We start from the raw sequence: 25,966 nt of genomic DNA on the forward strand, positions 1-25,966 counted from the left end.
AGGAGAGAATACGAATGTATACTTACAGAAAAAACGGCTTTTTTTTTATCTCCTTGATACTCCTTTTATTCTTTTTTTCCGCCTCAGCCTTTGCAGCCCCCTACAGCCGGTTCTATACGGGGGTCCGTCCCCTCGGCATGGGTGGCGCTTTCACTGCCGTTGCCGATGATCAGAATACGATTTTCTATAACCCTGCAGGGCTTTCAAGAATAAACGGCCTTACCATTGGGCTGCTCAATCCCGCTGTGGGTATCGGAGAAAATGGCCTGGACATGATACAGGACATAGATGACACCAACATGGATGACACGGGCGAGGTGACAGAACTCCTTAGAAAATATACGGGAAAACATATTCACCTCCATGGCTCATTAACTCCTCACATCGGATTTCGTATTAAAAATTTTGGTGCCATGGTCAGTGCCTTTGCCATAGCCAATATGGACTCACAGGTCAGAAACCCTGTATATCCGGAATTTCACATGGATGCCCATGTGGATATTGGAGGTATTGGCGGTGTGGGGGTCATGGTGCCCGGGGGGAATAATCTCCGTGCCGGCCTTTCATACAAAGCCATCAGCAGAGAAAGTCTCCGGGAAGTTTATACACCGGCTCAGATTGCAGCAGATAATTTTGATGACATACTGGAAGACGACAGAAAAAGCGGTTCAGGAAGCTCCTTTGATCTGGGGCTGATTTATACCCTTCCATGGGAAAAATATTTTCAGACAGACATCGCCCTTGTGGCACAAAATCTGCCGTCCATTGAATTCGATGAGGGTGAAAAGCTTGAAACCGAATGGATTGCCGGTGTCGCCATCCAGAAAAAGCTTGGTCCCTTTGCACTGCTTGCGGCCCTGGACTACAGAGATTTTACCAAAAACATCAAAACCGATAATGACATAGGAAAACGTCTTCATATGGGGGCAGAAATAAAATTCAAAGAACTTGTTTCCCTCAGGGGAGGTTTCAATCAGGGCTATCCCACCCTTGGTGCCGGTCTTGATTTATGGATCCTTAAATTTGACGCTGTCATGTATTCCGAAGAAGTCGGGGCCTATGCAGGCCAGAGAGAAGATAAAAGGTACATGGGCCAGCTGACCATAGGGTGGTGATGGGATTTCCAATAAACACAATCTGCTGAAACAAATCTTGCATCTGCCAGAGCTTCCCTTCGTGGGGATCCAGCACAAAGCAGGACCGCAAAAATCATTAACAGGGGCAGGCCTTACGTCTGCCCCTGTGAATGCCCACACCATGGGCCTGACAACAAGCGGACCAAATAATAAATAATAATAAAGACATCAGGCCAGCTATCAAAAAACGATTGATAAAAAAATCAGACTTCCAGAATTTCCATAATGCGGTTTAACAGTTTTTCCTCGTGAGGGTCCACCACAAGGTCAGAAAGGGCCAGACACTGGGCCATTTCCACCACGCTGAACCGGTCTGCGTAATCTCCCAGAAGAATGGGCAGGGCTTCCATGGCAGCGGCAGGATCCAGCTCCAGAATCCGGGACTGTTCCCGCACAAGCTGACGTATACGGGCATCCGGAAGATTGCCGGTCTTGGGGTGATTCCGGATCAGCTCCAGCAGCACGGTAATCTCTTCCTGATGCACGACGCCATCGGCACCGGCCACGGCCACCAGCACACGCACCACTGCTTCGGCAAAGCCTCCCTTTGTAATCTTTTCCCGCCAGAAAACATCCTCTGCGGAACGCCATGCCGCCTCATGGGGCTTGCCCTCCGTCACGGAGGAGGGGAGATTCAGCTGGGATTCTGAAACCATCCGCACAAAGGGATTGCTGTAAACCATGGTAAAAAGCTGTTCTTCTGCCGCATCCTTCATGCGGGTTCCCATCTCCATGAAAGAGGCCATGAGATCCATGCTTCCTTTTTCCATCTGACGGAAGATATTATCCGGAGGGGCAGGACTCCTGTGACTCCGGACCATGCGGGCAGCCAGCTTGACGGGCAGCATGGAAGGGTTGATATCCGCCAGCACCATGCGCAAAAACCGCTGGGGATGATGCATGCGCATGAAAGCCGCAGACTGGGGCGTCACCATGCTTCGTATCCATGGCTGAAAAAAACTCCGGTAACAAAGATCATTGATCTTGGATATCTCGGCCACAGGATAAAAATCCAGCTCGTCCTCCACGCCATCATCCAGCTTTTCAATATCTTCAAAGGCCCTTGCCTCAAAACGTACTTTATAGGCCTTGTCCGAATACCGGGGATCCCCCTTTTCAATGATCATCTCATAAAGACCGGGAGCCAGATAATCCACCATGTCTATGCTGCCGATAATCTCTGCATGCTCTTTCTTCGCCACCCTGTCCGACACAAAAAGGCCGATATGCCCCACATTCTCGTGCACCATATAAATGATCACCTGCTGCTGCCTTTTCACCTCTTCCAGCGTTCCCCAGACCTTCAGAATCCAGTTTAAGGCCTGCTGGGGCGGGGTGACATTATCTCCGTCCGAGGAAAAAAGAACGATCGGGTCCTCAAGCTCCCTCAGATCTATGCGCTTGCCCTCCTGAAAACTTACCTCTCCCATCTCAAGCTTGTTTTCAATGAAAAGGTGCTGGATCATAAAGCGGATTTCTTCTGCGGTCATGAGATAATAACTGCTCCACCAGCGGGAAAAATCCCGGAACCGGTCCGCTTCCGTATCCACATTGGCGTAAAGATTGTAAGGACTCCTGCAATAGGCTTCCGCAGGATCCAGTGCCTCATGACCCGAAGCCAGATTGGCACCATCAAAGAATCCAGCACCCAGATCACTGGCCAGTTCCACACCCCAGACGCCGCCTGTGAGACCGGCCTTGTAGCGTACCACATGCCGGCCCCGGACTCCGGCCCAGTAGGAAATGGGAGAACCGTTCAGCACCAGAGGACCGGCAAGGCTGGGCCTGTCCGCACTCATCAGGGCAACGGCCCAGCCAGCCTGACTGTTGCCGATAATGCTGGGTCTGCCGCTGTCCGGATGCAGCCTTGCCACCTCCTCAATGAACCGGATCTCCGCATCCTTCACATCCTCAAGGGTCTGTCCGGGTACAGGCTCCGGAAAAAACAGGATGTAATAAACGGGATGCCCCTTTTCCAGGGCAATGCCGATTTCAGAAGCCCGCTTGGAACCACCGATACCCGGCGCATTGCCGGAACGGGGATCAATCACCACCACGGGCCTCCGGTCATGGCCAAAGGTGCTGACCTCTTTCTTTTTCCTCTCTCCCCTGCGCCGCCTGTCCTTCATACGGACCAGGGCATAATTCACAGGTCTTTCAAAGGTTCTGCCATCCAGAACAATTTCATAGGGAAAATAGAGCACAGGAGGCTGGCCATCGGCAAGGTACTGGAAAAAATCATTACCGTGGCTGCGCAGAACATCCCAGTAAAGGATCTGGCGCTGGGATGTGTCCACAAGGTAGTCCACCCAGTCCAGGCCGCTGCCCCCAAGGGGAAGCATGTCCGCAATTCTTGAAAGATCCGATGTCATGGCATCCTCAGGTTCAGGTAAAAGGTTATACGGAACAAGGCAAAAAAGCCTGTGACGTTCATCCTGAAATAAAAAAATACCGCCTAAATCCTTTCCCCGCTCCAGCGCAGCTTGGCCTTGAGCACATCAAAGTAACGCTGACCCGGCAGGGTGATCAGGCGAAGGGGCGTTTTTGCACGCACAACGGAAAGACTGTCACCATGCTGCAGGTCATGGCCCGACTGGCCGTCACAGGTCAGCATGATATCCCCTGAAGACCGGGGGTCCAGACGAATGGTGATCCGCACATCTTCGGGCAGAATCAGGGGCCGGTTGGTCAGGGTAAAGGGACAGATGGGCGTCATGAGGATGGCCTCCAGAAAAGGATGCACCACAGGCCCTCCTGCGGCCATGGAATAGGCCGTTGATCCCGTGGGCGTGGCAACAATAAGACCATCGCCGGTATAGGTGGTGAGATAGCGGCCGTCAATTTCCGTTCTTACCCTTGCCAGCCGCGCCATGGCACTTTTTGCAATGACCACGTCATTGAGCACCCTTTCCTCCAGAAGAGTTTCATCCCCCCGGTGCAGGCTCACCTTGAGGCACATTCTCTCCTCTGCGGTATAAAAACCCTGCAGCACCGCATCGGCAATTTCATAGAGCCGGTCCTCGGGAACCTCCGCAAGAAAGCCCACTTCACCAAACTTCACGCCCAGCAGGGGAACTCCGAGACTGCCAATCCAACGGGCTGCGGAGAGAAAGGTGCCATCCCCTCCCAGAACAAAAACCACCTCCACATCCTCTGGTGCCCTGCAGCATGAAACAGGCCCGGATCCGGATGCCAGGGCACGCACAACCTCAAGCCCCCGGTTGACCAACCATACACTGAAAGCATCGGCCGTTCGCTGGGCCTGCTCATCATCTTTGACCATCAAACCAACGGTACGCACCATCCACAATCCTTCTTTCTGTAAGCTTTTGCAGCATAACGGGTTCCGGGAGCTGCGTAAAGGGAATTCCCCCGGGATCTGACAACAAAACGCCTTTCTTCTTGACGCCCCAGCTCCACTTAACTATTTATATCCCTTATTCGTTTTTTTATTATTCACCCCAATTCCAAGTTCGAGGTAAAAACATGAAATCTTTTTTCAGATTTTCCCTTATCATGGCCCTGATTCTCCTGACCACCTCCTTTCTTGTTTCCTGCGGTAAAAAATCCGAGGACGAGGTCATCAAAATCGGTTATGCCGGCGCCCTTTCCGGGGATCTTGCCTCCTATGGCATCCCCAGCAGAAGGGCTGCGGAAATGGTAATCAACCAAAAAAATGCCGAGGGCGGACTCCTTGGAAAACAGATTGTCCTTCTGGCCGAAGATGATGTCTGCCGCCCTGAGGTTGCCACAAACACGGCAACCAAACTTGCCACAGAAGGCGTTGTTGCCGTTATCGGACACATCTGCTCCGGTGCCACCATCTCTGCCTTAGGCATCTACAACAGCACCAATACGGTGTGTATCTCCCCCTCCGCCACCAGCCCTTCCATCACCCAGAGCGGTGACTATCCCGTCTTCTTCAGAACCATTGCCCCGGATGATGCCCAGGCCAAACTTCAGGTGGATTTTGCCCTGGAACAACTGAACCTCAAAAGAATCGCCATCCTCCACGACCGCGGGGATTATGGCCGCGGTCTTGCCGAGTTTGCAAGACAATACATCAACGAAGCCGAAGAGGCCGAAGTGGTTCTCTATGAAGGAGTTACCGTAGGTGCCGTGGATTATACGGCTGTGGTGCAGAACATCCGCAGATCCCAGGCCGATGCCGTCATCTTCGGTGGTTATCATCCTGAAGCTTCCAAAATCCTGATGCAGATGCGCAACAACGACATGGATACCATTTTCATTTCCGCAGACGGCATCAAGGCGGATACCTTCATCCGCATTGCCGGTGAATACGCAGAAGGTGTTTATGCCACAGGCCCCGTGGATGTTTCTACCAACCCCCTTGCCGTGGCAGCCCACAAGCAGCATGTGGAACTCTACGGGGATGAACCGGGCAACTTCTTCCTCAATGCCTATGCCGCCACCATGGCCCTGATCAATGCCATTGAAAAGGCCGGGTCCACGGACTCCGCAGCCATCATGAATGCCCTGCGTACGGAATACATTGATACCCCCCTTGGCAGCATCAGCTTCGACAAAAAAGGGGATGCCATTGGCGTGGGCTTCTCCATGTATCAGGTGCAGGATGGTGTTTTTGTAGAACTGCCATAGATTTCCTTAAAACATCCATTCTTTGAGGCCGGCTGCTTCGGCAGTCGGCCCTGTTTTACGGATCGGATCAGCTAAAAAAAAGCCCGTCCTGCCCTAAGCCCGAAACTTAAGCAATTTTTTTAATTTTTTCTCCCCCCTTCCTCCGGACGCAGGGGAAGGGGGGATGGAAAAAAGCTTGAAAACCCTTCCTGCCCATATGATATTTTATAATGATTTTAAAAAGCTGCCAAAGTCAGGGGACACTGCTGAGCTGTCAGGAAATTATTTGCATACGGACTTGCTCCTGAGTAAAAAATGTTATAATACAGCCCTCTGTCAAAAGGTCTGACCATACAGACAAAAAACGCTGCTCCATACATTAAAAAAAACCGGAAGCCCATACCATGGAACAATTTCTTGAATATTTTCTCAGCGGACTCACCCGGGGCAGCATCTATGCCCTGATTGCTCTGGGATACACGATGGTTTACGGTATCATCGGGCTGATCAACTTTGCCCATGGTGAAATCTACATGATCGGTGCCTTTACCGCCCTGATTGTGGCAACGGCCCTCACTTTTCTGGGGTTTCCCCCCCTGGCCATCCTGCTTCTGGCCGCCCTTGCCGCCGTGATCTGGGCATCGGCCTATGGTTTCACCATTGAAAAAGTGGCATACAAACCCCTGCGGGGTGCCCAGCGGCTCTCACCCCTCATCAGTGCCATCGGCATGTCCATCTTCCTGCAGAACTATGTGATGCTGGCCCAGACTTCGGACTTCCTGCGTTTTCCAGCCCTGATCCCGGACTTCAAATGGCTGGCTCCCTGGTCCCATATCATGAGCACCTCCCGCTTCACCATTCTGGTCACAGCGGCTGCCGCCATGATTTTCCTTACCCTGCTCATCAAATACACACGGACAGGAAAGGCCATGCGGGCAACTTCCCAGGACAGGGAAATGGCCCTTCTTGTGGGCGTGAACGTGGATCGTGTCATTTCCAGCACCTTTATCATCGGCTCAGCCCTTGCTGCCATAGGCGGACTTCTCATTGCATCCCATGTGGGTCAGATCAATTATTATGTGGGGTTCATTGCGGGACTTAAGGCCTTTACCGCAGCGGTGCTCGGCGGCATCGGCTCCATTCCCGGCGCCGTACTCGGCGGCCTGATTCTGGGATGGACGGAAAGCTTTGCCACGGGCTATGTTTCATCCGAATACGAGGACGTCTTTGCCTTCGGCCTTCTGGTTCTCATTCTGATTCTCCGGCCTTCGGGGATTCTTGGCAAAAACACTGCCCAGAAGGTATGACCCCCTTCGTATGACAGAACAATACCACAGACAGGGGTAAGCTGAGTTTTTTTTTACCGCTGCCCGGCATTCAGACAGAAGCGGACGGATACCACCGGACACCATTTTTCCGTCTGCTTTAATTGCAAAGATAAAAAAATCCAAGATCCTGAACCTTAAGGGGTTGTCATGTTCAGTCTTCAGGAAATAAAAAAATCGGGTATCGCAGCCATATGGTTCATGTTCCTCACCTTTCCCATCATGGTTATCCGTGTCAATCCGCTGGAAAGGACCATACAATGGCGCTGGGAAAATATGCTCTATGTGGGCATCGGCGTCTTTGCCTTCTCCTTTCTGTGGAGGGAAATGCTCCGCAGAAAGGAAATGGGCTTAAAGAAAAAAATGCAGGAAGACGGCAGTGAAAAACCGGGCTTCCTGCAGAAAGCCGCAGAAAACCCCAGACTCATCCTCCCTGCCCTGGGACTTGTCATGGGCATTGCCCTGCTTTTTCCCCATCTGGTGAATCCCTACCAGATCAGCATCATGACCCTTGCCCTCATCTATGTGGTTTTAGGTCTGGGACTCAATATTGTTGTGGGGCAGGCGGGTCTTCTTAACCTCGGATATGTGGCCTTCTTTGCCGTGGGTGCCTACACCTATGCCCTGCTGAACAAACATTTCGGCCTCGGCTTCTGGGCCTGCCTGCCCATCGGCGCAGGCATGGCCGCCCTCTTCGGCATTCTTCTGGCCCTTCCCATCCTTCGTCTCCGGGGGGATTATCTGGCCATTGTCACCCTTGGTTTCGGTGAAATCACCCGCATTGTTCTGGAAAACTGGGGAAAATTTTCCGGAGGCCCCATCGGTATCCGGGGCATTCCAAGGCCGGATTTCTTTGGCATGAGCTTTTCCCTCAGTGAAGCCATCATGTATATTTATTACCTGATGATTGCTGCGGTCATCCTCACTATCTTTGTCATCAACCGCCTGCAGAACTCCCGTCTGGGCAGGGCCTGGGTTGCCCTCCGGGAAGATGAAATTGCCTGTCAGGCCATGGGCATAGACAAGGCAAAAGTCAAGCTTTCCGCCTTTGCCTTAGGTGCCACCTGGGCAGGCATGGCTGGCGTTATCTTTGCCGGATACAATACCTACATCAACCCCAAGAGTTTTACCTTCATGGAGTCTGTCATCATCCTCTCCATCGTGGTGCTGGGGGGCATGGGCTCCATCCTCGGGGTGGTTCTCGGCGGCCTGATCATGATTCTTCTGCCGGAATACCTAAGGGAAGTCGGCCATTACCGTATGCTGATCTTTGGTGCCGCCATGATCATCATGATGGTCTTCCGGCCCCAGGGCCTGATCCAGAGCAAGCGCAAAGCCTATGAATTTCAAGAAGACAAAGGGGCGGCCTAAACCATGGAACCCATTCTCAAAGTTCAAAATCTCACCATGGATTTCGGTGGTCTCCGTGCCCTGAACCGGGTGAATCTGGATATCCGGGAAGGTGAAATTGTGGCCCTCATCGGTCCCAACGGAGCCGGAAAAACCACCTTCTTCAACTGCATCACAGGAATTTACAAACCCACGGGCGGCGATGTCAGCATCCACCCGCCGGGCAGAGACGGCCTGCGCATCAACGGCATGAAACCCAACCGCGTTACAGGCCACGGACTGGCCCGGACCTTCCAGAACATCCGCCTTTTTCCCAATATGACGGTGCTGGAAAACGTCATGATCGGCCGCCATGTCCGGACAAAAGCCGGTGTACTGGGTGCGGTCTTCCGGCCGCCTTCCGTTAAAAAGGAAGAAAGGGATACCGTTGAATACTGCTACGGGCTCCTCAAAAAGGTCAATCTGGCCCGTGAGGTCAATGAGCTGGCCAAAAACCTGTCCTACGGTGCCCAGAGACGCCTTGAAATTGCAAGGGCCATGGCCACGGACCCCTTCCTTCTCCTTCTGGATGAGCCTGCTGCGGGCATGAATGCCTATGAAACCATTGAGCTGGACCAGCTCATAAGGAAAATCCGGGATGAGGATAAAATCAGCATCCTTCTGATAGAGCATGACATGAAACTGGTCATGAATATTTCAGAGCGCATTTTTGTCATGGACTACGGATCAAAAATCGCCCAGGGAACCCCGCTGGAAATCAAGCAGAACCCCCTTGTCATCAAAGCCTATCTCGGAGAGGATGCCGATGCTGACCATTGAATCCATCAATACCTATTATGGCAACATCCGGGCCTTAAAAAATATCTCCATTGACATTGCCCAAGGGGAGATTGTGGCCCTCATCGGCGCCAACGGCGCCGGTAAAACCACCACCCTGAAATCCATATCCGGCATCACCCCGCCCAGAACCGGCCGCATCCGCTTCATGGGCAAGGAAATCCAGAATGCTGCACCGGAAAAAATCGTGGCCATGGGCCTCTGCCATGTTCCCGAGGGCCGCCACATTTTTCCCCAGCTTTCTGTCATGGAAAACCTTGAGATGGGTGCTTTTCTCAGGAGGGACAAGGCAGAGATCAAAAAAGATCTGGACTATATCATGTCCCTTTTTCCCATACTGGCCCAGCGCCGCAAACAGGCGGGCGGCACCCTTTCCGGTGGCGAGCAGCAGATGCTGGCCATTTCCCGCGCCCTCATGGGGCGACCGAAGCTTCTGCTGCTGGACGAACCTTCCCTCGGCCTTGCTCCCCTCATCATCCGGCAGATTTTTGAAATCATTGAACAGATCAACCGCAGCGGCACCACCATCTTCCTGATCGAGCAGAATGCCAACCTCGCCCTGAAAAGCTCCCACAGGGGCTATGTCATGGAAAACGGTGAAATCACCCTGACGGATACGGCAGACAAGCTCCTCAGCAATGAGGACGTCAAAAAGGCCTATCTGGGGATATGAAGGGAGGATTGCACGTCATGAAAAAGAAAACCCCTTTCGATGATATACGTACCGAATATGAGCTGGATTATTCCAAAGCCCGAAAAAACCGGTTTGCCTCAGAACAGCAGACTGTTTCCATCATTCTTGACCCGGATATTGCCTCTGTTTTTAAAGCATCAGAATCCGTCAACAAGGCACTCCGCGCCCTTCTGGAAGCCGTTCCTCACACAAAACACTGCGCTGAAGACCCCAAAAAAGACCATCTTCATCCATAGCAAAGGGGCAGCCAGAAGGCCGCCCCTTTTTCATTCTTCAATAACAGACTTCATTAAACCATCAGATACCGGCGACCGCCTTCAGGGCGTCCACCTTATCGGTTTCCTCCCAGGTAAAGCCCGGACGTTCGTTCCGGCCAAAGTGGCCATAGGCTGAGGTCTGACGGTAAATGGGCTGCAGCAGATTCAGCTGACGCACGATGGCAGCAGGCCGCAGATTGAATACGGAACGCACAATCTCTCCCAGACGCATATCAGACACCTTGCCCGTACCGTAGGAGTTCACCAGAACGGAAACCGGGTCTGCCACACCAATGGCATAGGCCACCTGAATCTCACACTTATCCGCAAGGCCCGCAGCCACAATATTTTTAGCAATGTAGCGGCCCATGTAGGAAGCACTGCGGTCCACCTTGGAAGGATCCTTGCCGGAAAAACATCCTCCCCCGTGGCTGCCCTGCCCCCCATAGGTATCTACAATGATCTTGCGACCCGTAAGACCGCAGTCTCCCATGGGACCACCGATGACAAACTTACCCGTGGGATTGATGAAATACTTGGTTTTTTCATCCAGCATATGGGCAGGAATCACGGAGCGGATCACCTCTTCCATCACCGCTTCCTTCAGCACGGCATAGGGCACCTCCGGCGCATGCTGGGTGGAAACCACCACCGCATCCACACGCACAGGCCGGCATCCCTCATATTCCACAGTAACCTGGGCCTTGCCATCGGGCCGCAGGAAATCAATGGTGCTTTCCTTACGTACGGCAGCCAGCCTGCGGGTCAGCTGGTGGGCCATCATGATGGGGGCAGGCATCAGCTCGGGCGTATCATTGCAGGCAAAGCCAAACATAAGGCCCTGATCCCCGGCACCCTGCTCCTCTTCACTTTCCCGGTCCACGCCCTGGGCAATGTCCGGAGACTGCTGGTCAATGCTTGTCATAACGGCACAGGTCTGCCAGTCAAAACCCATATCCGAAGAATTGTAACCGATTTCCCGGATGGTATTGCGTACAATCTGGGGCATATCCACATAGCAGGATGTGGTAATTTCACCGGCAATAATGGCCATACCCGTTGTGACAAGGGCTTCACAGGCCACACGGCAGCGGGTGTCCTGGGCCATGATGGCATCGAGAATGGCATCGGAGATGGCATCGGCCACCTTGTCCGGATGACCTTCGGTCACGGACTCCGATGTAAACAGCATACGTTCCTTACTCATAATCCAACTCCTTTATATACGGTCCCATAGGACCGGATGAAAAAAACAAATTTTTATGCATGTTAGCGGGCACCCGTAAAGGGTGCCCCTACACAAAACAGGGGTTGTAAAAACCATTCGTAGGGGCAGGCCTTGCGCCTGCCCGTATTAAAGCCCGCACCATAGGCCTGACAACAACCTGACCAGCAAGCTATGGCTGAGACAGGGGAGTAATCAGAAAACCTGATTGTCAATCAGCCGGGTACTGCCCACCTTCACGGCAAGCGCCATGAGCACAGGCCCCCCAATGCTGTCCACGGCCTCCAGGGTTTGGGGATCACAGAAGGCAATATAATCAATCTCCGTATGGGGCCGGGAAAGAATGATTTTTTCCGTTGAAGCCTTCAGCAGGGCCACGTCCCTTTCTCCTTTTTCCACCTCTGACGCCACATGCTTCAGGGCCATGGAAAGGCAGAGGGCCGAGACCCGTTCTTCGGGAGAAAGGTAGGCGTTCCTTGAACTCATGGCCAGCCCGTCGGCCTCACGGACAATGGGGCCACCCATGATGCGTACGGGAAAATTCAGATCCGCTGTCAGTCGCCGGATCACGGCCAGCTGCTGAAAATCCTTTTCCCCGAAAACCGCAAGATCCGGAAGAACAATATTAAAAAGCTTGCTCACCACCGTTGCCACCCCCCGGAAATGCACAGGCCGGGACAGACCGCAGAGGTGGTTGGGAAGTTTTTCAAGGCTCACATAACTCTGGTATTCCGGACCATAAACATCGGAAGGCTCCGGCGTGAAAACGGCGGCCACACCCCGCTCCCTGCAAAGGGCCAGATCCCTCTCAAGATTTCTGGGATAGGCTTCCAGATCTTCCGAAGGACCAAACTGGGTGGGATTCACAAAGATACTCACCACCACAAGGTCCGCATGGGCTGCGGCAATGTCCATCAAGGAAAGATGGCCCTCATGCAGAAAACCCATGGTGGGTACAAGGCCAATGCGCTTGCCCTGCCTTTTCCAGTTTAACGACTGTGCCTGCATGCCTGTTGGGGTCGTATAAATTTCCAAGGTTTTCTCCTGAAGGGCTAAAGATTAATACATCAAGATTTATTGATTAAGACAGAAAGCATCAAAAGTCAACGGCCAAAGGATGGTAAGCCCATCCTTAATATATTGCAGCCAAAGGATTTTTTTGCTATCTGTCACGACTGTATTTTCTATGCAAAATAAATTGCGTGTCAAACATAAAAAAAACAGCTTTGTTCAACCCTTATACAGCCGGGTTGCCCGGATTGCAAAAAGGAAAAAAATGGAAGTCAAAACCGCAAAACAGAGTCTTCCCCTGTCTCTGGACACGGAAAAGGTTGGTGCCAGCATCCTTGCCACCCAGAGGGAATCCGGAGAAATCCCCTGGTGCGGGGGAGATAAAACAGATCCCTGGGACATGGTGGAATCCATCATGGGACTTTCCATTGCAGGCCATCACGCTGCGGCACGCAGGGGCTTTGCATGGCTTAAGGAGCAGCAACTGGAAAATGGTGCCTGGTACGCATCCTATAAAGACGGTCTTCCCGATGACCGGACCCAGGATACCAACATGACGGCCTACATTGCCACAGGCCTTTTCCACGACTGGCTCCTCACAAAGGACAGGGAGTTTCTGGAAGCATACTGGCCTGTGCTGGAAAAAGCCATGGCTTTCATTCTGGACATGCAGGCCCCGGACGGAGAAATCTGGTGGGCCAGAAGCCCGGAAGGCAAACTGGATCCCATGTGCCTTCTCACCGGATCCAGCTCCATCTTCATGAGCCTCAAGTGCGCCTGCGCCATTGCCTTCATCCTTGGAAAACCGTCAGAAACATGGCAGAATGCCCTGACAAAACTGGGCCATGCCATCCGTCACCGCCGCCATGTTTTCAACGTATCCAAGTCCCGCTACTCCATGGACTGGTTCTACCCCGTTCTCTGCGGTGCCCTGACCGGGCAGGAAGCCCAGAGGCGCATGGATAAATACTGGAAAAAATTCATTGTGGAAGGCATGGGCGTACGCTGCGTCTCGGACAACCCCTGGGTAACCATGGCAGAAACCTCGGAGCTGGTTCTGGCCCTGGCCGCCATGGGCAATACCGGACAGGCACGCATTGTTTTCAACTGGATTCTGGACCGCAGATACGAAGACGGCTCTTTCTGGTGCGGCTTCACCTTCCCGGACATGGTTATCTGGCCCGAAGACAGATTGACCTGGACCAATGCGGTGGTACTCATGGCCGCAGATGCCCTGTACGGCATCACACCCGCAGCGGGTCTTTTTGATCACGCTTTCTGGGCAGACAATCCCTATGGCGTTGTTACGGACGCTTTTTAAATAAAGAGGTTTTCCTTTGCGTAAAGATCATCGCCCCTACTTCATAAAAAAGGCCTACAACCGGTTTCAGAAATTTTACCTTAAAAAATTTCTGAAACCGGAATTTGAAACCTTGGGCCACGGCATCCATGCCATCAAACCCTGGCATGTGGAAGTTTTCGGCGGCCCTGTCCGGGTCGGCAGCTTCACCACCATCATCGCCAGCCCGGACGCAAGGGTAAGGCTCTGTGTCTGGAGCGACAAAAAAGACATCCATGGCATTGAAATCGGTGACTACTGTCTCATCTGTCCCGGCACACGGATCAGTGCCGCAGAAAAAATCGTCATCGGAGCCAACACCATGATGGCCAACGGGGTCTACATCACGGATTCGGACTGGCATGACCTCTATGACAGATCCATGCCCATCGGCATCACAAAACCCGTGATCATCGGAGACAATGTCTGGCTGGGCGACAGCGCCATCATCGGCAAAGGGGTAACGATAGGCAACAACAGCATCATCGGTGCCGGCAGTGTGGTGGTCAAGGACATTCCGGAAAACTGCATTGCCGCAGGCAACCCTGCACGTGTCGTCCGGCAGCTGGACCCTGAAAGAAAAATCGTCACACGGGGCGACTGGCTTTCGGACCCAAAGGAAGTGGGCCGACAGTTTGACCTGCTGGACAGGGATCTTTTACGGGGCAATACGGTCTTCGGCTGGCTGCGCTCCCTGGTGGCTCCCCGCCACCGGGACTGAAAAAATATGCTAGACGATACCGGAAGACAGGGACACAGGCTTATGGGGAACCCATCTTTTCCACAGCCAGAAAAACAGAAGAACCGGAGGCGCCATGGTCTGATGCTTCTTTTCTTCCTCCTGCTCCAGCCCCTGATATTCAACCGGATGGCGGAGGCGGGGGAAGCGGCCATCACCAATCTTATTCTGGCCAGAAATGATCAGTCCCTCGAAATTCATCTGCGCACGGAAGGTGCTTTCACGCCCAAAATTGAAGCCGCCGTCCAGAGCGGAGTTCCTGTTACCTTTTCCTACTACCTTATTCTGGAAAGCCCCCGCCGGTTCTGGCGCTTCTCCGAAATAAAAAACATTACGGTTACCCACACCATCCGCTACAATGCCATACGGGAAAGTTATACGGTCACCCGGTCCTGGGAAGGTTTCGCCCCCCATGAAACAAAAGACTTTGAAGAAGCCAAAAGAAAAATGAGTTCCCTTTCCAGCCTTGTCATTGCCCAGGTGGATGAACTGGAAAGAACAAAACCATACAGACTGAGGGCCAAAGCCAAGCTCAGCGAGTTCACCCTGCCCCTCTATCTGCATCACATTCTTTTTTTTCTTTCATTCTGGGATTTTGAAACGGACTGGTACAGTATTGACTTTATTTTCTGACTTCCCGGAGGCCCCATGCCCCAAAACCGTCCACCCAGCGAAGAAAGAAAACGCCGTAAACGGGAACTGATTCTCATCCTCTGCCTTCTGCCCCTGGTGGCCCTTCTCACCTTTGCGGAAACCCACTTTCTGAACTTTGGCGCAGACTTTCCCCTGTCCCATACCCTGCTGATGTTTGCCATCATCAACATCAATCTTCTCCTTCTGCTGCTGCTTATCTTTCTGGTTTTTAGGAATCTGGTCAAACTCTACTATGACAGAAAACAAGGACAGCCCGGTGCAAAGCTGCGTACCCGGCTGCTCATTGCCTTTGTCACCCTGACCCTGCTGCCCACCACCGTGCTGTTCATTTTTTCCATCAACTTCATCTCCACCAGTATTGCCTTCTGGTTCAACGTGCCCGTGGAACAGGCCCTTGAGAACTCCATTTCCGTAGGGCGGCACATCTACACGCAGACAACGGATAACAATCGGTTTTTCATTGAAAAAACAGCAGATGAAATTCAGAAGAAAAAGCTCTTGCATACGCAGACTGCAAAAGCTCTTCAGCAATACGCCGCTGGCAGACTGGCTGCCCTTCCCATGGACACGCTGGATATCCATGATCCCAAGGGCAAGATACTTTTTTCAGCTAAATCAGAAAAACTGGATGCCAGCCTCACCCCCCTCTCTCCCGAAGAAATCTTCAGGCTGAATATTAACGACACAGGCACAAAAAATATCACGGAAACTTTCCTTTCGGGAGAACTCATCCGTACCATTGCCGCCATTCCCTTCCGTGCGGAAAACGAAGCCATTGAAGGCTATCTTGTTATGGGCAGCCTGATACCCACAACCCTCATCCGCAACCTTGAGGCCATCTCCCAGGGCAGCAGTGAATATCAACAGGTCAAGCTGCTCCGCCAGCCAGTGCAACAGGTTTATTATCTGGCCCTTACCATCGTAGCTCTGCTGGTTCTGTTCTGCGCCATCTGGTTTGCCTTTTATCTGGCCCGTACCATTACGACACCCCTTATGGAGCTGGCCCATGCCACCCGTCGCATCGGCGAGGGGGATCTTGGGTTTCAAATTGCACCGGCAGGCGATGATGAAATTGGAATTCTGGTGAATGCCTTCAACCGCATGACCAGAGACCTCCAGATGGGCCAGGAACAGCTGGCCCTTTCGGCCCGCATGCTGCGCCAGCAGAATGCAGAAATTGAAGAACGCAGGCGCTACATTGAAACCATCTTAAAAAATGTTTCTGCCGGGGTGATTTCCTTTAATTCTTCGGGCATTGTAACAACCATCAATCCTTCTGCGGAAAAAATGCTGGGGCTTTCCGCAGGCAGCATGCTCAAACGCCCCTACAAAAAAAGTATTCCGGAAACATACAGAAAACTGGCTGAAAATTACGAAAAAACAATCCGGGAGAGCAAGAGCGACCTGGAATTTCCCATCTCCCTTACCGTGGACAACCAGCCACGAAATTTCCACATGCACTTTTCCGCCCTCATGGATGATACGGGCAGACGCATGGGAACGGTCATGGTTTTTGACGACGTAACGGAGCTGGAAAAGGCCCAGCGCATGGCCGCATGGCGGGAGGTGGCAAGGCGCATTGCCCATGAGGTGAAAAACCCCCTCACCCCCCTTTCCCTTTCTGCCCAGCGCCTGCGCAGAAAATACAAAAACATGCTGGAAGATCCGGTTTTCAATGAATGCACCCGCACCATCATGGATCATGTGGATGTCATCCGCAATCTGGTAAACGAATTTGCCGAATATGCCCGCTTCCCGGCAGCCCGGCTCCGGCCCGGGAATCTTAAACCCCTTGTATCGGATACAGTGGCCGCCTTCCGGGAAGCCCACCCCGGCATCCGCTTTTCCTTTCATGCAGAAAACCATATTCCCCGCATCCCCATGGATGCCCAGCAGACCCATCAGCTCCTCCTGAATCTTCTGGGCAATGCCGCTGGCGCTCTGGGAGAAAAAGGAGAAATTCAGGTTGCCCTTTTCAGACCATCGGGTAAAAACATCCTGCGCCTTGAAATCCGGGACAATGGCCCCGGCATCTCGCCGGAGGAAAAGGGAAGGCTTTTTGAACCCTACTACTCCACCAAAAGCAGTGGCACCGGCCTGGGACTGGCCATTGTCAACTCCATTGTCACAGAACACAAGGCCAGCATTGAGGTGCTGGATAACAGCCCTTCGGGTGCCTGCTTCCGCATTGACTACCCCCTGCATGAGGAAGAATAAAGCATCCTTCTGCCTGCAGCCCGAACAAAATACCAGGCCTAATGCCTTAAAAAAATAAGGAGAAAACCCATGTTTCCCACACTCCTCATTGTGGATGATGAACCGGGCATCCTCAAAACCCTTGGTGATCTTCTGCAGGACGAAGGTTTTGAGATAAAAACCGCAGCCAACGGATATGAAGCCTTAAAACGCATAGAAGAAGAGGTGCCGGATCTTGTACTTCTGGACATCTGGATGCCCGGCATGGACGGTATTGATACCTTAAAAGAAATCCGGAAAACGGAACCCCACCTGCCCGTAGTAATGATCACAGGCCACGGCACCATTGATACGGCAGTCACGGCCACAAAAACGGGGGCCTTTGATTTTATAGAAAAACCCCTGTCCATAGACAAGGTACTCATCACCATTCACAATGCCCTGAATTTCCAGAAACTGGAGGAAGAAAACCGCTATCTCAAGAAAAAAAATCTGGACCGCCACGCCATCACCGGCAACTCAGCCCCTGCGCAGCAGCTGCGGCTTCAGGTTTTTCAGGCGGCGGGCAGCCCCATGCCTGCCCTGATTCTGGGAGAAAACGGTACGGGCAAGGAGCTGGTTGCCCGCAGCCTGCACCAGCTCAGTCAGCGTTCCGAGGAAGCCCTCATCTGTGTCAACTGTGCCGCCTTTTCTCCGGAACACATTGAACAGGAGCTCTTTGGCATGGAAAAGGGCGGGACAGACAGCGCACTTCCCCGCCACAAGGGCAGCATAGAAATGGCCCACAAGGGCAGTCTTTTTCTGGATCAGGTGGCAGATCTTCCCATGTCCGCCCAGGGACACCTTCTGCGCTTTCTGGAGGATGGCCGCTTTCACAGGGCCGGGGGCAGCCGGGAAATACAGGTGGATGTGCGCATCATCGCAGCCACCAACAGAAATCTGGAGCAGGAAATCCGTATGGGTAACTTCCGGGAAGATCTTTATTACAGGCTTGCCGTGCTTCCCATTACCGTTCCCCCCTTAAGGGAAAGAAAGGAAGACATCGCTCCCCTGGCAAAACTCTTCCTTGAAGAAGCCTCCATACGCAGTAAAATACCCGTAAAAACCCTCCGCCCGGAAGCCCTTGATCTTCTCTGTGACCACGACTGGCCGGGAAACGTCCGGGAGCTGAAAAACATCATGGAGAGACTGGCCATCTCCGCACAGGAAACCACCATCTCCCCCTCATCTCTGGAAGATCTCGGATTCGGCATGCCTGCACTGCCCGACCCCATGGCCGCAAGGGATTACAGGAGTGCCATGGATCTTTTCAGCGCCATGTATCTGCGCAGGCAGCTTGCCATACACAACCACAACATTCCGGAAGCAGCAGCGGCCTGCGGCCTGGACCCGGAAACCTTCCAAAAACACATGGAAGCCCTGGCAGGATGAGGATTATCGCAGGCAGCCTCAAAAGGCGCAGCATCAAAGCCCCCTCCGGCACCGATACCCGCCCCACCAGCGACCGCCTCAGGGAAAGCCTTTTCTCCATACTGGGTGCAGACCGTGTGCAAGGGGCAAGGGTACTGGATCTTTTTGCAGGAACCGGCGCCCTTGGCATGGAAGCCCTCAGCCGCGGCGCCCTGTCTGCGGTCTTTGTGGAACAGCATCCCCAGGCCCTGAAAGTGCTGTATCAGAATATTGAAAACTTAGGCCTTGAAGACAGAAGCCGCATCATTAAATGGAATATCAGAAAAGATCTCCGCTGCCTGCGCAATGAAGAACCCTTTGACCTTATTTTCATGGACCCGCCCTATGGCAGGGGCCTTACGGCCATTGCCCTTGGACATCTGAAAAAAGGCGGACTGCTGACACCCGCATCCTGCATCATCTGCGAGCATACGGCAGAAGATCCCCTGCCCCCGGAAGAGGAAGGCTTCGTAAGGGAAGACCTGCGGACCTACGGTAAAACCCTTCTGGCAAGGCTTTCCTTTCAAAACAGCAAAGAAGAGAAACATTGATTTTTTCTATATCTTAACATAAAGAAACTTCCGGACAGCACAATGGAGCAACTTCGGACCTTTCACTGTGTGTCGGATATTAAAATTTCTAATTACTACCCGGAATCAGGTGAACTCCCATGGAAGCCACAAAAAGCATTGCCATTTATCCCGGCTCCTTTGATCCCTTAACCAACGGTCACACGGACATCATCGAGCGGGCACTGGGTATTTTTGATAAAGTGATTGTCGCCATCCTCCACAACCCGAAAAAAACCGGTCTTTTTACGGTGGAGGAGCGCAAGGAACTGATCCGGGAAAGCCTTGCCGAACACAGAGACCGCATCGAGGTGGACAGCTTTGATGGTCTGCTGGTGGATTATGCGGAGCAAAAGGGTGCCAGGGCCATTGTCCGGGGCATGCGGGCCATGGGCGATTTTGAAAGCGAATTTCAGATGGCCATGATGAACCGTCGCCTGAACCGGGATGTTCAGACGGTATTTCTTATCACAGGGCTGCGCTGGATTTTCACAAGCTCTTCCGTCATCAAGGAAGCGGCCAGTTTCGGAGCGGATATTTCCGGTATGGTCAGCCCCGTGGTACATCAGCGGCTTAAGGAAAAGCTGGGCAAGGAATAATCCAATGGATTTATGGCAGTTGAATATTTTCTGCAAGGTTGTGGAGCGCAAAAGCTTTTCCAAGGCAGGTCAGTCCGTGCATCTCTCCCAGCCAACCATCAGCAGTCACATCCGGGATCTGGAAAGCCATTTCGGATGCCGCCTCATTGACAGGCTGGGCAAGGAAGCCGTTCCCACCAAAGCAGGCCGTCTTCTGTATCAGCATGCCCGCCGCATGCTGCAGCTGCGGGATGAAACGGAAACGGCCATGGCGGAATTTCAGGGTGCCATCAAAGGGCGCTTTGTGGTGGGGGGGAGCACCATTCCCGGGGCCTATATTCTGCCAAAGCTGGTTGGCGGATTTGCGGAACGCCACCCCGACGTCACCCTTTCCCTTGTCATTGGAGACAGCGATCAGATTCTTACGGAAACACTGGAAGGTACTCTGGAACTGGGAATTATCGGAGCCCTTTCCAAAGACCGCAGGGCGGAACAGATCTGCATACTGGAAGACATCATGGGACTTATGGTCCCTGCCTCCCATCCCCTGACCGACCGGAAAAGCATTGATCTTGAAACGCTGTCCAAAACTCCTTTTATTCTCAGGGAAAAGGGCTCCGGAACCCGTCAGGCCATCAGCAGCCACTTAAAAACCCTTGGCATCTCCATAGAAGATCTCTGTGTGGTGGCAGAAATGGGCAATACCCAGGCCGTGATACAGGGGATCAAAAGCGGTCTCGGAGTCTCCATCCTCTCGCCCGTGGCCGTGGAAGAAGAACTTGCTTCCGGCCGTATCCGCTGCATTCCGGTGGAAGGCCTTCACCTTTCCAGAAATTTCTATCTGACCCGTCACAGGGACAGAACCCCCTCCCCCCTGTGCACGGCCTTTATCCGGTACATGCAGGAAATTTACAGCCTGCCGGAGGGATTGATTTAATGGCTAATAAAGCACCCCTATTTTCCCGTAGTTATTTTTAGTCATTGAATACAAACAGATACAAACCCTTATTTCATAATAAAAGGACTTCCCTAACCTTCCCAACAGTAAAACCGTACAGGTAAAAACTTCAACGGTATAATTCCTGAAGGAAAATCCAATGCCCATCATCACCATTGCCCTGAAAGAAGGCCGCAGCCAGGAACAGAAAAAAAAGGTTGCCGAAGAAATCACCCGTATTGTTGCTGAAAACATGGATGTTGATCCTTCCAGAATCTGGATACGTTTTGATGACTTTTCACCCGCTGATTTTGCAACGGGTGGTAAAATGCACGGATGAGTTCTGATCTTCTGCCTGAGCATACCGGGTGTCTCCTGTAATCCCTGTTTTTTACGGAAGTGGCGATGAACAAAGATGATAAAAGTGAAATTTTCACCCAGACAGGCAGGGTTCCCTATTCCCACGTGGGAATGGACGGGCACCTGAAACCCGCAGCCGTGCTGAATATCTGCCAGGACATTGCCAGCCGACACGCTTTTGCTCTGGGCGTTTCCGCCCTGCATGTGGCAGCCCTGAACAAAATATGGGTGGTAAACAGATATCACTTTGAGTTTTATCGATTCCCGGCATGGGATGAACTTTTTACCCTGCGGTCATGGCGGGCCCCCCTTCGCAGGCTCTATGAGATCCGTCGCTTTGAGCTTTCCGATGAAATGGGCCAGCCTCTCATGGAAAGTACCTGTGCCTGGGTCCTGGTGGATAAAAATACGGGGAAACCGGTCCGGCTGTCCAGGGCCATGCCTCCTGAGTTATGTGAGAATGATGGCAGCATTCCCTTTGAAACGGAAGAAATCCCTCTGCCTCCGGATACGGCGCAGACCATGGATTTTTCCGTACTTCAGGATGATATGGATTACAACCGCCACGCCAACAATACAGCCTACCTCAAGTGGTCGCTGGAAGCCCTCTCCCCATCGGAGCTTTTTCCCTGCCGCATCAGAAAGCTTGATATCCACTATCACCATGATATCGGCCCTCCCCGCAGTGTCCGGGTATACACGGCAAGGGAAGAAGCAGGCGACGGGCTGTGCTGTGTGCAGGCCATCCGTGCGGCAGATACGGGGGAGGTGCTGACGGGTATCCGGATGGACCTCAGCCTCTGACAGCATGCCATTCTGCTTACTTCGGCGGCAGCATTTCAGATAAAAAACTCCGGCCCCTTTCCTTAAAAAAAGATGGCCGGAGTTTTTTTGGCAGAAAATCAGAACCTGTTCAGGCTCTGTTGATGCTTCAACACTGCCATCCCATGAAAATAAGCGGGGCATTCACAAGGCGCAGGACAAAAAGCTCCCGAATCCGACACTCAAGATCCATAGGCATTTTACACTGCCCTTCCGGCAGCATACCCCTGATGCACGGCGTCAAAGGCAAGGCCGATTTTTGCCGCATCACCAATGACCTGACAGGAAATACCCAGAGCTTCCACAACCTCCTTCAGTGCGGAAACGGGCTTTGAGCCTGCCGCCAGTACCACGGAATCCGCAGGAATCAGCTCCAGGCCATCATTGCCTTCCACCTTCACACCTTCCTTCGTTATTTCAAGGGCTTTGGTGGTAACATCCGTACGGATGCCAATGCGCTTCATTTCCTGCATCATGGTCCAGCGGGTGGACTTACCGATATCTTTGCCCAGAGACTGGGTCATTTCGATGAGGGTCACATTCTTGGTACCCTTTGTGGCCAGTTCGTAGAGTTTTTCCACGTCATCGGCCCTGTTCACAAAGAGAAACTTCAGCTCCTCCCCGGAAAGGGTGCCCTTTTCCCCAAGGAAGATGGACGTTTCCACACCCACGGCACCACCGCCGATGACCACAACATTTTTACCCGTATGGGCACGGTCTTCCAGCACATCCCAGGCCTGCACCACATGGGGAAGGTCTGCGCCGGGGATGGGCGGGGAAAGGGGTTCCGCGCCAGTGGCAAGGATAACGGCATCGGGCTTTTCCTTTTCCAGCAGGGCCTTGTCTACAGTGGTTTTCAACATAACCCGGATATTGTTCACCTGTACCTGAGTGGCAAGATCCTTTGCAAGCTCTGCAAATTCCTCCCGTCCCGGAGGTGCGGCTGCCAGATAAAGCTGGCCTCCCAGACGGCTGGACGCCTCAAAAAGGGTAACATCGTGGCCCTTTTCATTGGCAGCCAGGGCGGCACTCATGCCTGCGGCACCCCCGCCGATGACAAAGACCTTTTTCACCCTGTCGGCCTTAACCGCAGCCATTTTGAATTCATAGCCCGCCCTCGGGTTACAGAGACATTCCACATGCTTGAATTTAAAGAGGTTGTCAAAACATCCCTGGGCACAGGCAATGCAGTGAATCACTTCATTTTCCCGGCCCTCTTCCGTTTTTTTCGGCAGAAAAGCATCGGCAATGAGGCTGCGGCCCATGGCCACCATGTCGCACATGTCATCGGCAATGAGCCTGCGGGCGTCTTTGGAATCGTTGATGCGGTGGCTGGCAATGACAGGAATGGAAACCACTTCCTTAATGCCCCTTGCCAGATAGGCATACACCCCTCTGGGAACGCTGGTGACAATCTGGGGAATACGGGCCTCGTGCCAGCCCACGTTGATGCACACCGCATCCACAAGACCGGAATCGGAAAGCTTTCGTGCATATTCCCGCAGTTCCACCCGGCCCATGCCTTCGGGCATGAGGTCGTTGCCGTTCATGCGGACCACAACGGGATAATCCGGCCCTACGGTTTTTCTGATGGCCGAGAAAATTTCCAGGGCAAAGCGGCAGCGGTTTTCAAAGGGGCCACCGTATTCATCTTCCCGCTTGTTGGTCAAGGGAGAGAGGAATTCACTGATGAGATAGCCCGTGCCACTCAGGATTTCCACGCCGTCAAAACCGGCAGCCTTGACACGACCTGCGGCAGCAGCAAAATCCGCCACGGTCTGATCAATGTCTTCCTTGGTCATTGCCCTTGGAACTTCACGGGTGAGATTGGAAGCAATGGCAGACGGCGCAACGGGCTGTTTACCGTTCAGGAGCATGGAATGGTTGTAACGGCCTGCATGGTTGAGCTGTACCAGCGCACGGCAGTCATGCTGCCTGATGGCATCGGCCATCTTTTTAAGGCCGGGAATGTGGGCATCCTCGTGGGCACCGATGTGGGTGACGTTGGCGGAAAGCTCATTAACGGAGGCGTAGCCCACGCAGATGGCACCGGCACCGCCTCTGGCCCTTTCTTCATAAAAGGCCGTAACCTGATCGGATACTTCATAATTTTCACACATACCAAGGTGCATGGCAGGCATATAGATACGGTTTTTTACCGTCATGCTGCCAATCTGGATGGGCTGGAACAGGGGATCGATTCCCCGGATCTGGGTGGTCATACTGCCTCCTTTAATCTGGTTGCATACGAACATTTTTTATATTTTGATGTTTTTGCAAAGAACCTGCAAATAAAAGATTTTTCTATCCAGTCAGCCACAAAGCCTCATGAACAATAACTTGTGTACTAACTAAATCCTATTTCAGAATCTTCGTCAAGTTTTTCCTTATAAAAAAAGCAGACTCCCGGCTTTATTGCATGGGCAGCACCAGAAAATACATTTCCCCCGCATGCTGCAGATGGCCTGCGGCAATTTCCGCATACCTGTCATTGCCAAAGAAAATATCTGCCCTGCCGCTGCCCCGTATGGCCCCTCCCGTATCCTGGGCGGCCATGAAACGGGAAAAGGGCTGCCAGTTTGCAATGCTGCCATCGGCATAGATGACGGGTTTTTCCGCTTCTATGAAAACCGGAGCGCCATCCGGGAAGATTCTGCGGTCCACAGCCACAGACCGCCCCGGTGTCAGGGGAAAGCCTAAGGCACCGATGGGACCGTCCGGCACCGTATGGAAAAACACGTAGGAGGGATTATAGCTTAAAATTTCCCTCTGTTCTTCGGGATTTTCCAGAAGATACTGGCGGATGCGCTGCATGGACATCTCTTCTCTGGGAACCCTGCCCGTGCGGATAAGATGGGTGCCAACGGAGCGGTAGGCCCTGCCGTTCTGCCCCCTGTAATGCACACGGATAAACCCGCCCTCTTCCAGATAGACAATACCCGAGCCCTGTACCTGCAGGAAAAACTTGTCTATGGGACAGGCAAGGTAGGCAACCACAGGGGCTTTTCCATCCAGTGCCCCGCCATGGACAATGGCATCCCTGTCCGGATAGGGTGCAAAGGTGCTTCCCGTCCACCGCCCCCGGATGCGCTTGCCCTGATATTCCTGACCAAAGGGGGAAAGATCCACCTCAACAAGATCTTCGGGCATGCCATGCAAAGGAACACGGAAGCCTTCCCTTTGGGAAAGGCTGCCCCTCAGAAGGGGTTCATAATACCCCGTAAAAAGAACTTTTCCTTCGGGTCGTGAATCACTGCCCGGAGGCGGTGTGCCTGCGGCCCGGTACACAAGGAAATTCTCCCGTATGGCACGGTTCAGGGTTTCCGGATCGGGTCGGGTGTGGACAAGGGCCATGAGTTCACGGGTTGTGGCAATCATGTGACTGGCCGGATATACATCCTCACCAAAGCGGACGGGTCTGTCCGGGGAAATCCGCCTGTAGAATTCAAGGCTTTTATAAAGGACAGCCAGCAGTCCTTCATACTGGAGATCATCACTGAAAACCGGGTAAGCTTCCGGACTCAGGCGGATCAGGGGACGATGGGTTTCGGGATGCACGGGTTCCGGGTCCGGTGCGGGGGGCGTTTTGCCGGAGCATGCGCTTAAGGTAAGAAGCAAAATCAGAAAAAAAACAAATGACAATCCGGAATTCAGCCCCTCCCTTTTTTCTTTAAGGTTACTGCCGAGATTAAAAGTACCCGAAAATTGAACCCTCACCCCTACCCTCTCCCAGAGGGAGAGGGGGGCAAAAGGTATTTTCATTCCAGAAATTGGCCTAATGGAAAGGTCTGATCTGCGGGCATCTCTGTCTGCGGGAAAAAACGGGGTGTTCATCGCTGCTTTACTCCTGATGGATGATATGGAAAAACCTGAAAGCCTGCTCTCTTCC

Annotated in this window: 23 protein-coding genes; 17 read left to right on the forward strand and 6 right to left on the reverse strand. The window is 52.8% G+C overall.

Annotated elements, in window-relative coordinates:
- Positions 1 to 14: 14 nt before the first annotated feature.
- Entirely contained in the window at positions 15 to 1,115 is a 1,101-nt protein-coding gene (locus tag LZ24_RS04185; RefSeq protein WP_144682647.1) for a PorV/PorQ family protein, read from the forward strand.
- A gap of 224 nt (positions 1,116 to 1,339) precedes the next feature.
- Here the strand turns inward: LZ24_RS04185 and LZ24_RS04190 are convergent, their stop codons facing one another.
- Both LZ24_RS04190 and LZ24_RS04195 read right to left on the reverse strand, forming a co-directional pair.
- Positions 1,340 to 3,508 (reverse strand): DUF3141 domain-containing protein, encoded by a 2,169-nt coding sequence (locus tag LZ24_RS04190; protein ID WP_144682649.1) that lies wholly within the window; start codon positions 3,506 to 3,508, stop codon positions 1,340 to 1,342.
- A gap of 83 nt (positions 3,509 to 3,591) precedes the next feature.
- Positions 3,592 to 4,440 carry an NAD(+)/NADH kinase gene (locus LZ24_RS04195; RefSeq protein WP_186442923.1) on the reverse strand — a complete coding sequence of 283 codons (849 nt, stop codon included), beginning with the start codon at positions 4,438 to 4,440 and terminating at the stop codon, positions 3,592 to 3,594.
- Positions 4,441 to 4,622: 182 nt separating this feature from the next.
- Here LZ24_RS04195 and LZ24_RS04200 point away from each other — a divergent pair, with 182 nt between their 5' ends.
- The 6 genes from LZ24_RS04200 to LZ24_RS04225 all read left to right on the forward strand — a co-directional run bounded on the left by LZ24_RS04200 (position 4,623) and on the right by LZ24_RS04225 (position 10,177).
- Complete coding sequence (locus LZ24_RS04200; RefSeq protein WP_144682651.1) at positions 4,623 to 5,756, forward strand: branched-chain amino acid ABC transporter substrate-binding protein; 1,134 nt, start codon at positions 4,623 to 4,625, stop codon at positions 5,754 to 5,756.
- A gap of 383 nt (positions 5,757 to 6,139) precedes the next feature.
- Positions 6,140 to 7,042 (forward strand): branched-chain amino acid ABC transporter permease, encoded by a 903-nt coding sequence (locus LZ24_RS04205; RefSeq protein WP_144682653.1) that lies wholly within the window; start codon positions 6,140 to 6,142, stop codon positions 7,040 to 7,042.
- A 168-nt stretch (positions 7,043 to 7,210) separates the two neighbouring features.
- On the forward strand, positions 7,211 to 8,431 hold the full coding sequence (locus tag LZ24_RS04210) for an ABC transporter permease subunit (RefSeq protein ID WP_144682655.1): 1,221 nt from the start codon (positions 7,211 to 7,213) through the stop codon (positions 8,429 to 8,431).
- A 3-nt stretch (positions 8,432 to 8,434) separates the two neighbouring features.
- Positions 8,435 to 9,229: an ABC transporter ATP-binding protein gene (locus LZ24_RS04215; protein WP_144682657.1), complete on the forward strand. Its 795-nt coding sequence runs from the start codon at positions 8,435 to 8,437 to the stop codon at positions 9,227 to 9,229.
- Positions 9,216 to 9,920, forward strand: a complete 705-nt coding sequence (locus LZ24_RS04220) for an ABC transporter ATP-binding protein (RefSeq protein ID WP_144682659.1) — start codon at positions 9,216 to 9,218, stop codon at positions 9,918 to 9,920. The genes LZ24_RS04215 and LZ24_RS04220 overlap by 14 nt, the downstream gene beginning before the upstream one ends.
- Before the next feature lie 17 nt (positions 9,921 to 9,937).
- Positions 9,938 to 10,177 (forward strand): hypothetical protein, encoded by a 240-nt coding sequence (locus LZ24_RS04225; protein ID WP_222427524.1) that lies wholly within the window; start codon positions 9,938 to 9,940, stop codon positions 10,175 to 10,177.
- A gap of 61 nt (positions 10,178 to 10,238) precedes the next feature.
- Here the strand turns inward: LZ24_RS04225 and metK are convergent, their stop codons facing one another.
- Positions 10,239 to 11,405, reverse strand: coding sequence for a methionine adenosyltransferase (metK, locus tag LZ24_RS04230; RefSeq protein WP_144682663.1), 1,167 nt, complete (start codon positions 11,403 to 11,405; stop codon positions 10,239 to 10,241).
- Between the two features lie 213 nt (positions 11,406 to 11,618).
- Positions 11,619 to 12,458, reverse strand: coding sequence for a pantoate--beta-alanine ligase (panC, locus tag LZ24_RS04235; protein WP_144682665.1), 840 nt, complete (start codon positions 12,456 to 12,458; stop codon positions 11,619 to 11,621).
- A gap of 241 nt (positions 12,459 to 12,699) precedes the next feature.
- Between panC and LZ24_RS04240 the strand changes: the two genes are divergently transcribed.
- From LZ24_RS04240 to LZ24_RS04285, 10 genes are all read left to right on the forward strand, one after another.
- Positions 12,700 to 13,755, forward strand: a complete 1,056-nt coding sequence (locus LZ24_RS04240) for a prenyltransferase/squalene oxidase repeat-containing protein (protein WP_144682667.1) — start codon at positions 12,700 to 12,702, stop codon at positions 13,753 to 13,755.
- A 16-nt stretch (positions 13,756 to 13,771) separates the two neighbouring features.
- A complete protein-coding gene (locus tag LZ24_RS04245; RefSeq protein ID WP_144682669.1) occupies positions 13,772 to 14,494 on the forward strand; it encodes an acyltransferase in 723 nt (240 codons plus the stop codon).
- Positions 14,495 to 14,536: 42 nt separating this feature from the next.
- Positions 14,537 to 15,145: a DUF4390 domain-containing protein gene (locus LZ24_RS04250; RefSeq protein ID WP_222427525.1), complete on the forward strand. Its 609-nt coding sequence runs from the start codon at positions 14,537 to 14,539 to the stop codon at positions 15,143 to 15,145.
- 15 nt (positions 15,146 to 15,160) lie between these two features.
- Positions 15,161 to 17,383, forward strand: coding sequence for a sensor histidine kinase (locus tag LZ24_RS04255; protein ID WP_144682673.1), 2,223 nt, complete (start codon positions 15,161 to 15,163; stop codon positions 17,381 to 17,383).
- A gap of 69 nt (positions 17,384 to 17,452) precedes the next feature.
- Entirely contained in the window at positions 17,453 to 18,793 is a 1,341-nt protein-coding gene (locus LZ24_RS04260) for a sigma-54-dependent transcriptional regulator (protein ID WP_144682675.1), read from the forward strand.
- Positions 18,790 to 19,362, forward strand: coding sequence for a 16S rRNA (guanine(966)-N(2))-methyltransferase RsmD (rsmD, locus tag LZ24_RS04265; RefSeq protein WP_144682677.1), 573 nt, complete (start codon positions 18,790 to 18,792; stop codon positions 19,360 to 19,362). The genes LZ24_RS04260 and rsmD overlap by 4 nt, the downstream gene beginning before the upstream one ends.
- A 119-nt stretch (positions 19,363 to 19,481) precedes the next feature.
- Positions 19,482 to 19,979: a pantetheine-phosphate adenylyltransferase gene (gene coaD, locus LZ24_RS04270; protein WP_144682679.1), complete on the forward strand. Its 498-nt coding sequence runs from the start codon at positions 19,482 to 19,484 to the stop codon at positions 19,977 to 19,979.
- Positions 19,980 to 19,983: 4 nt separating this feature from the next.
- Positions 19,984 to 20,895, forward strand: a complete 912-nt coding sequence (locus tag LZ24_RS04275; protein WP_144682681.1) for a selenium metabolism-associated LysR family transcriptional regulator — start codon at positions 19,984 to 19,986, stop codon at positions 20,893 to 20,895.
- A gap of 160 nt (positions 20,896 to 21,055) precedes the next feature.
- Positions 21,056 to 21,235, forward strand: coding sequence for a tautomerase family protein (locus LZ24_RS04280; RefSeq protein WP_144682683.1), 180 nt, complete (start codon positions 21,056 to 21,058; stop codon positions 21,233 to 21,235).
- Positions 21,236 to 21,300: 65 nt separating this feature from the next.
- A complete protein-coding gene (locus LZ24_RS04285) occupies positions 21,301 to 22,059 on the forward strand; it encodes an acyl-[acyl-carrier-protein] thioesterase (protein WP_144682684.1) in 759 nt (252 codons plus the stop codon).
- A gap of 218 nt (positions 22,060 to 22,277) precedes the next feature.
- Here the strand turns inward: LZ24_RS04285 and LZ24_RS04290 are convergent, their stop codons facing one another.
- Together LZ24_RS04290 and mltA are read right to left on the reverse strand one after the other, a co-directional pair.
- Positions 22,278 to 24,299: an FAD-dependent oxidoreductase gene (locus LZ24_RS04290; protein WP_144682687.1), complete on the reverse strand. Its 2,022-nt coding sequence runs from the start codon at positions 24,297 to 24,299 to the stop codon at positions 22,278 to 22,280.
- 190 nt (positions 24,300 to 24,489) lie between these two features.
- Positions 24,490 to 25,911 (reverse strand): murein transglycosylase A, encoded by a 1,422-nt coding sequence (mltA, locus tag LZ24_RS04295; protein ID WP_144682689.1) that lies wholly within the window; start codon positions 25,909 to 25,911, stop codon positions 24,490 to 24,492.
- Between the last annotated feature and the right edge of the window lie 55 nt (positions 25,912 to 25,966).

The organism is Desulfobotulus alkaliphilus (genome assembly GCF_007830435.1).
Taxonomy (GTDB): Bacteria; Desulfobacterota; Desulfobacteria; order Desulfobacterales; family ASO4-4; genus Desulfobotulus; species Desulfobotulus alkaliphilus.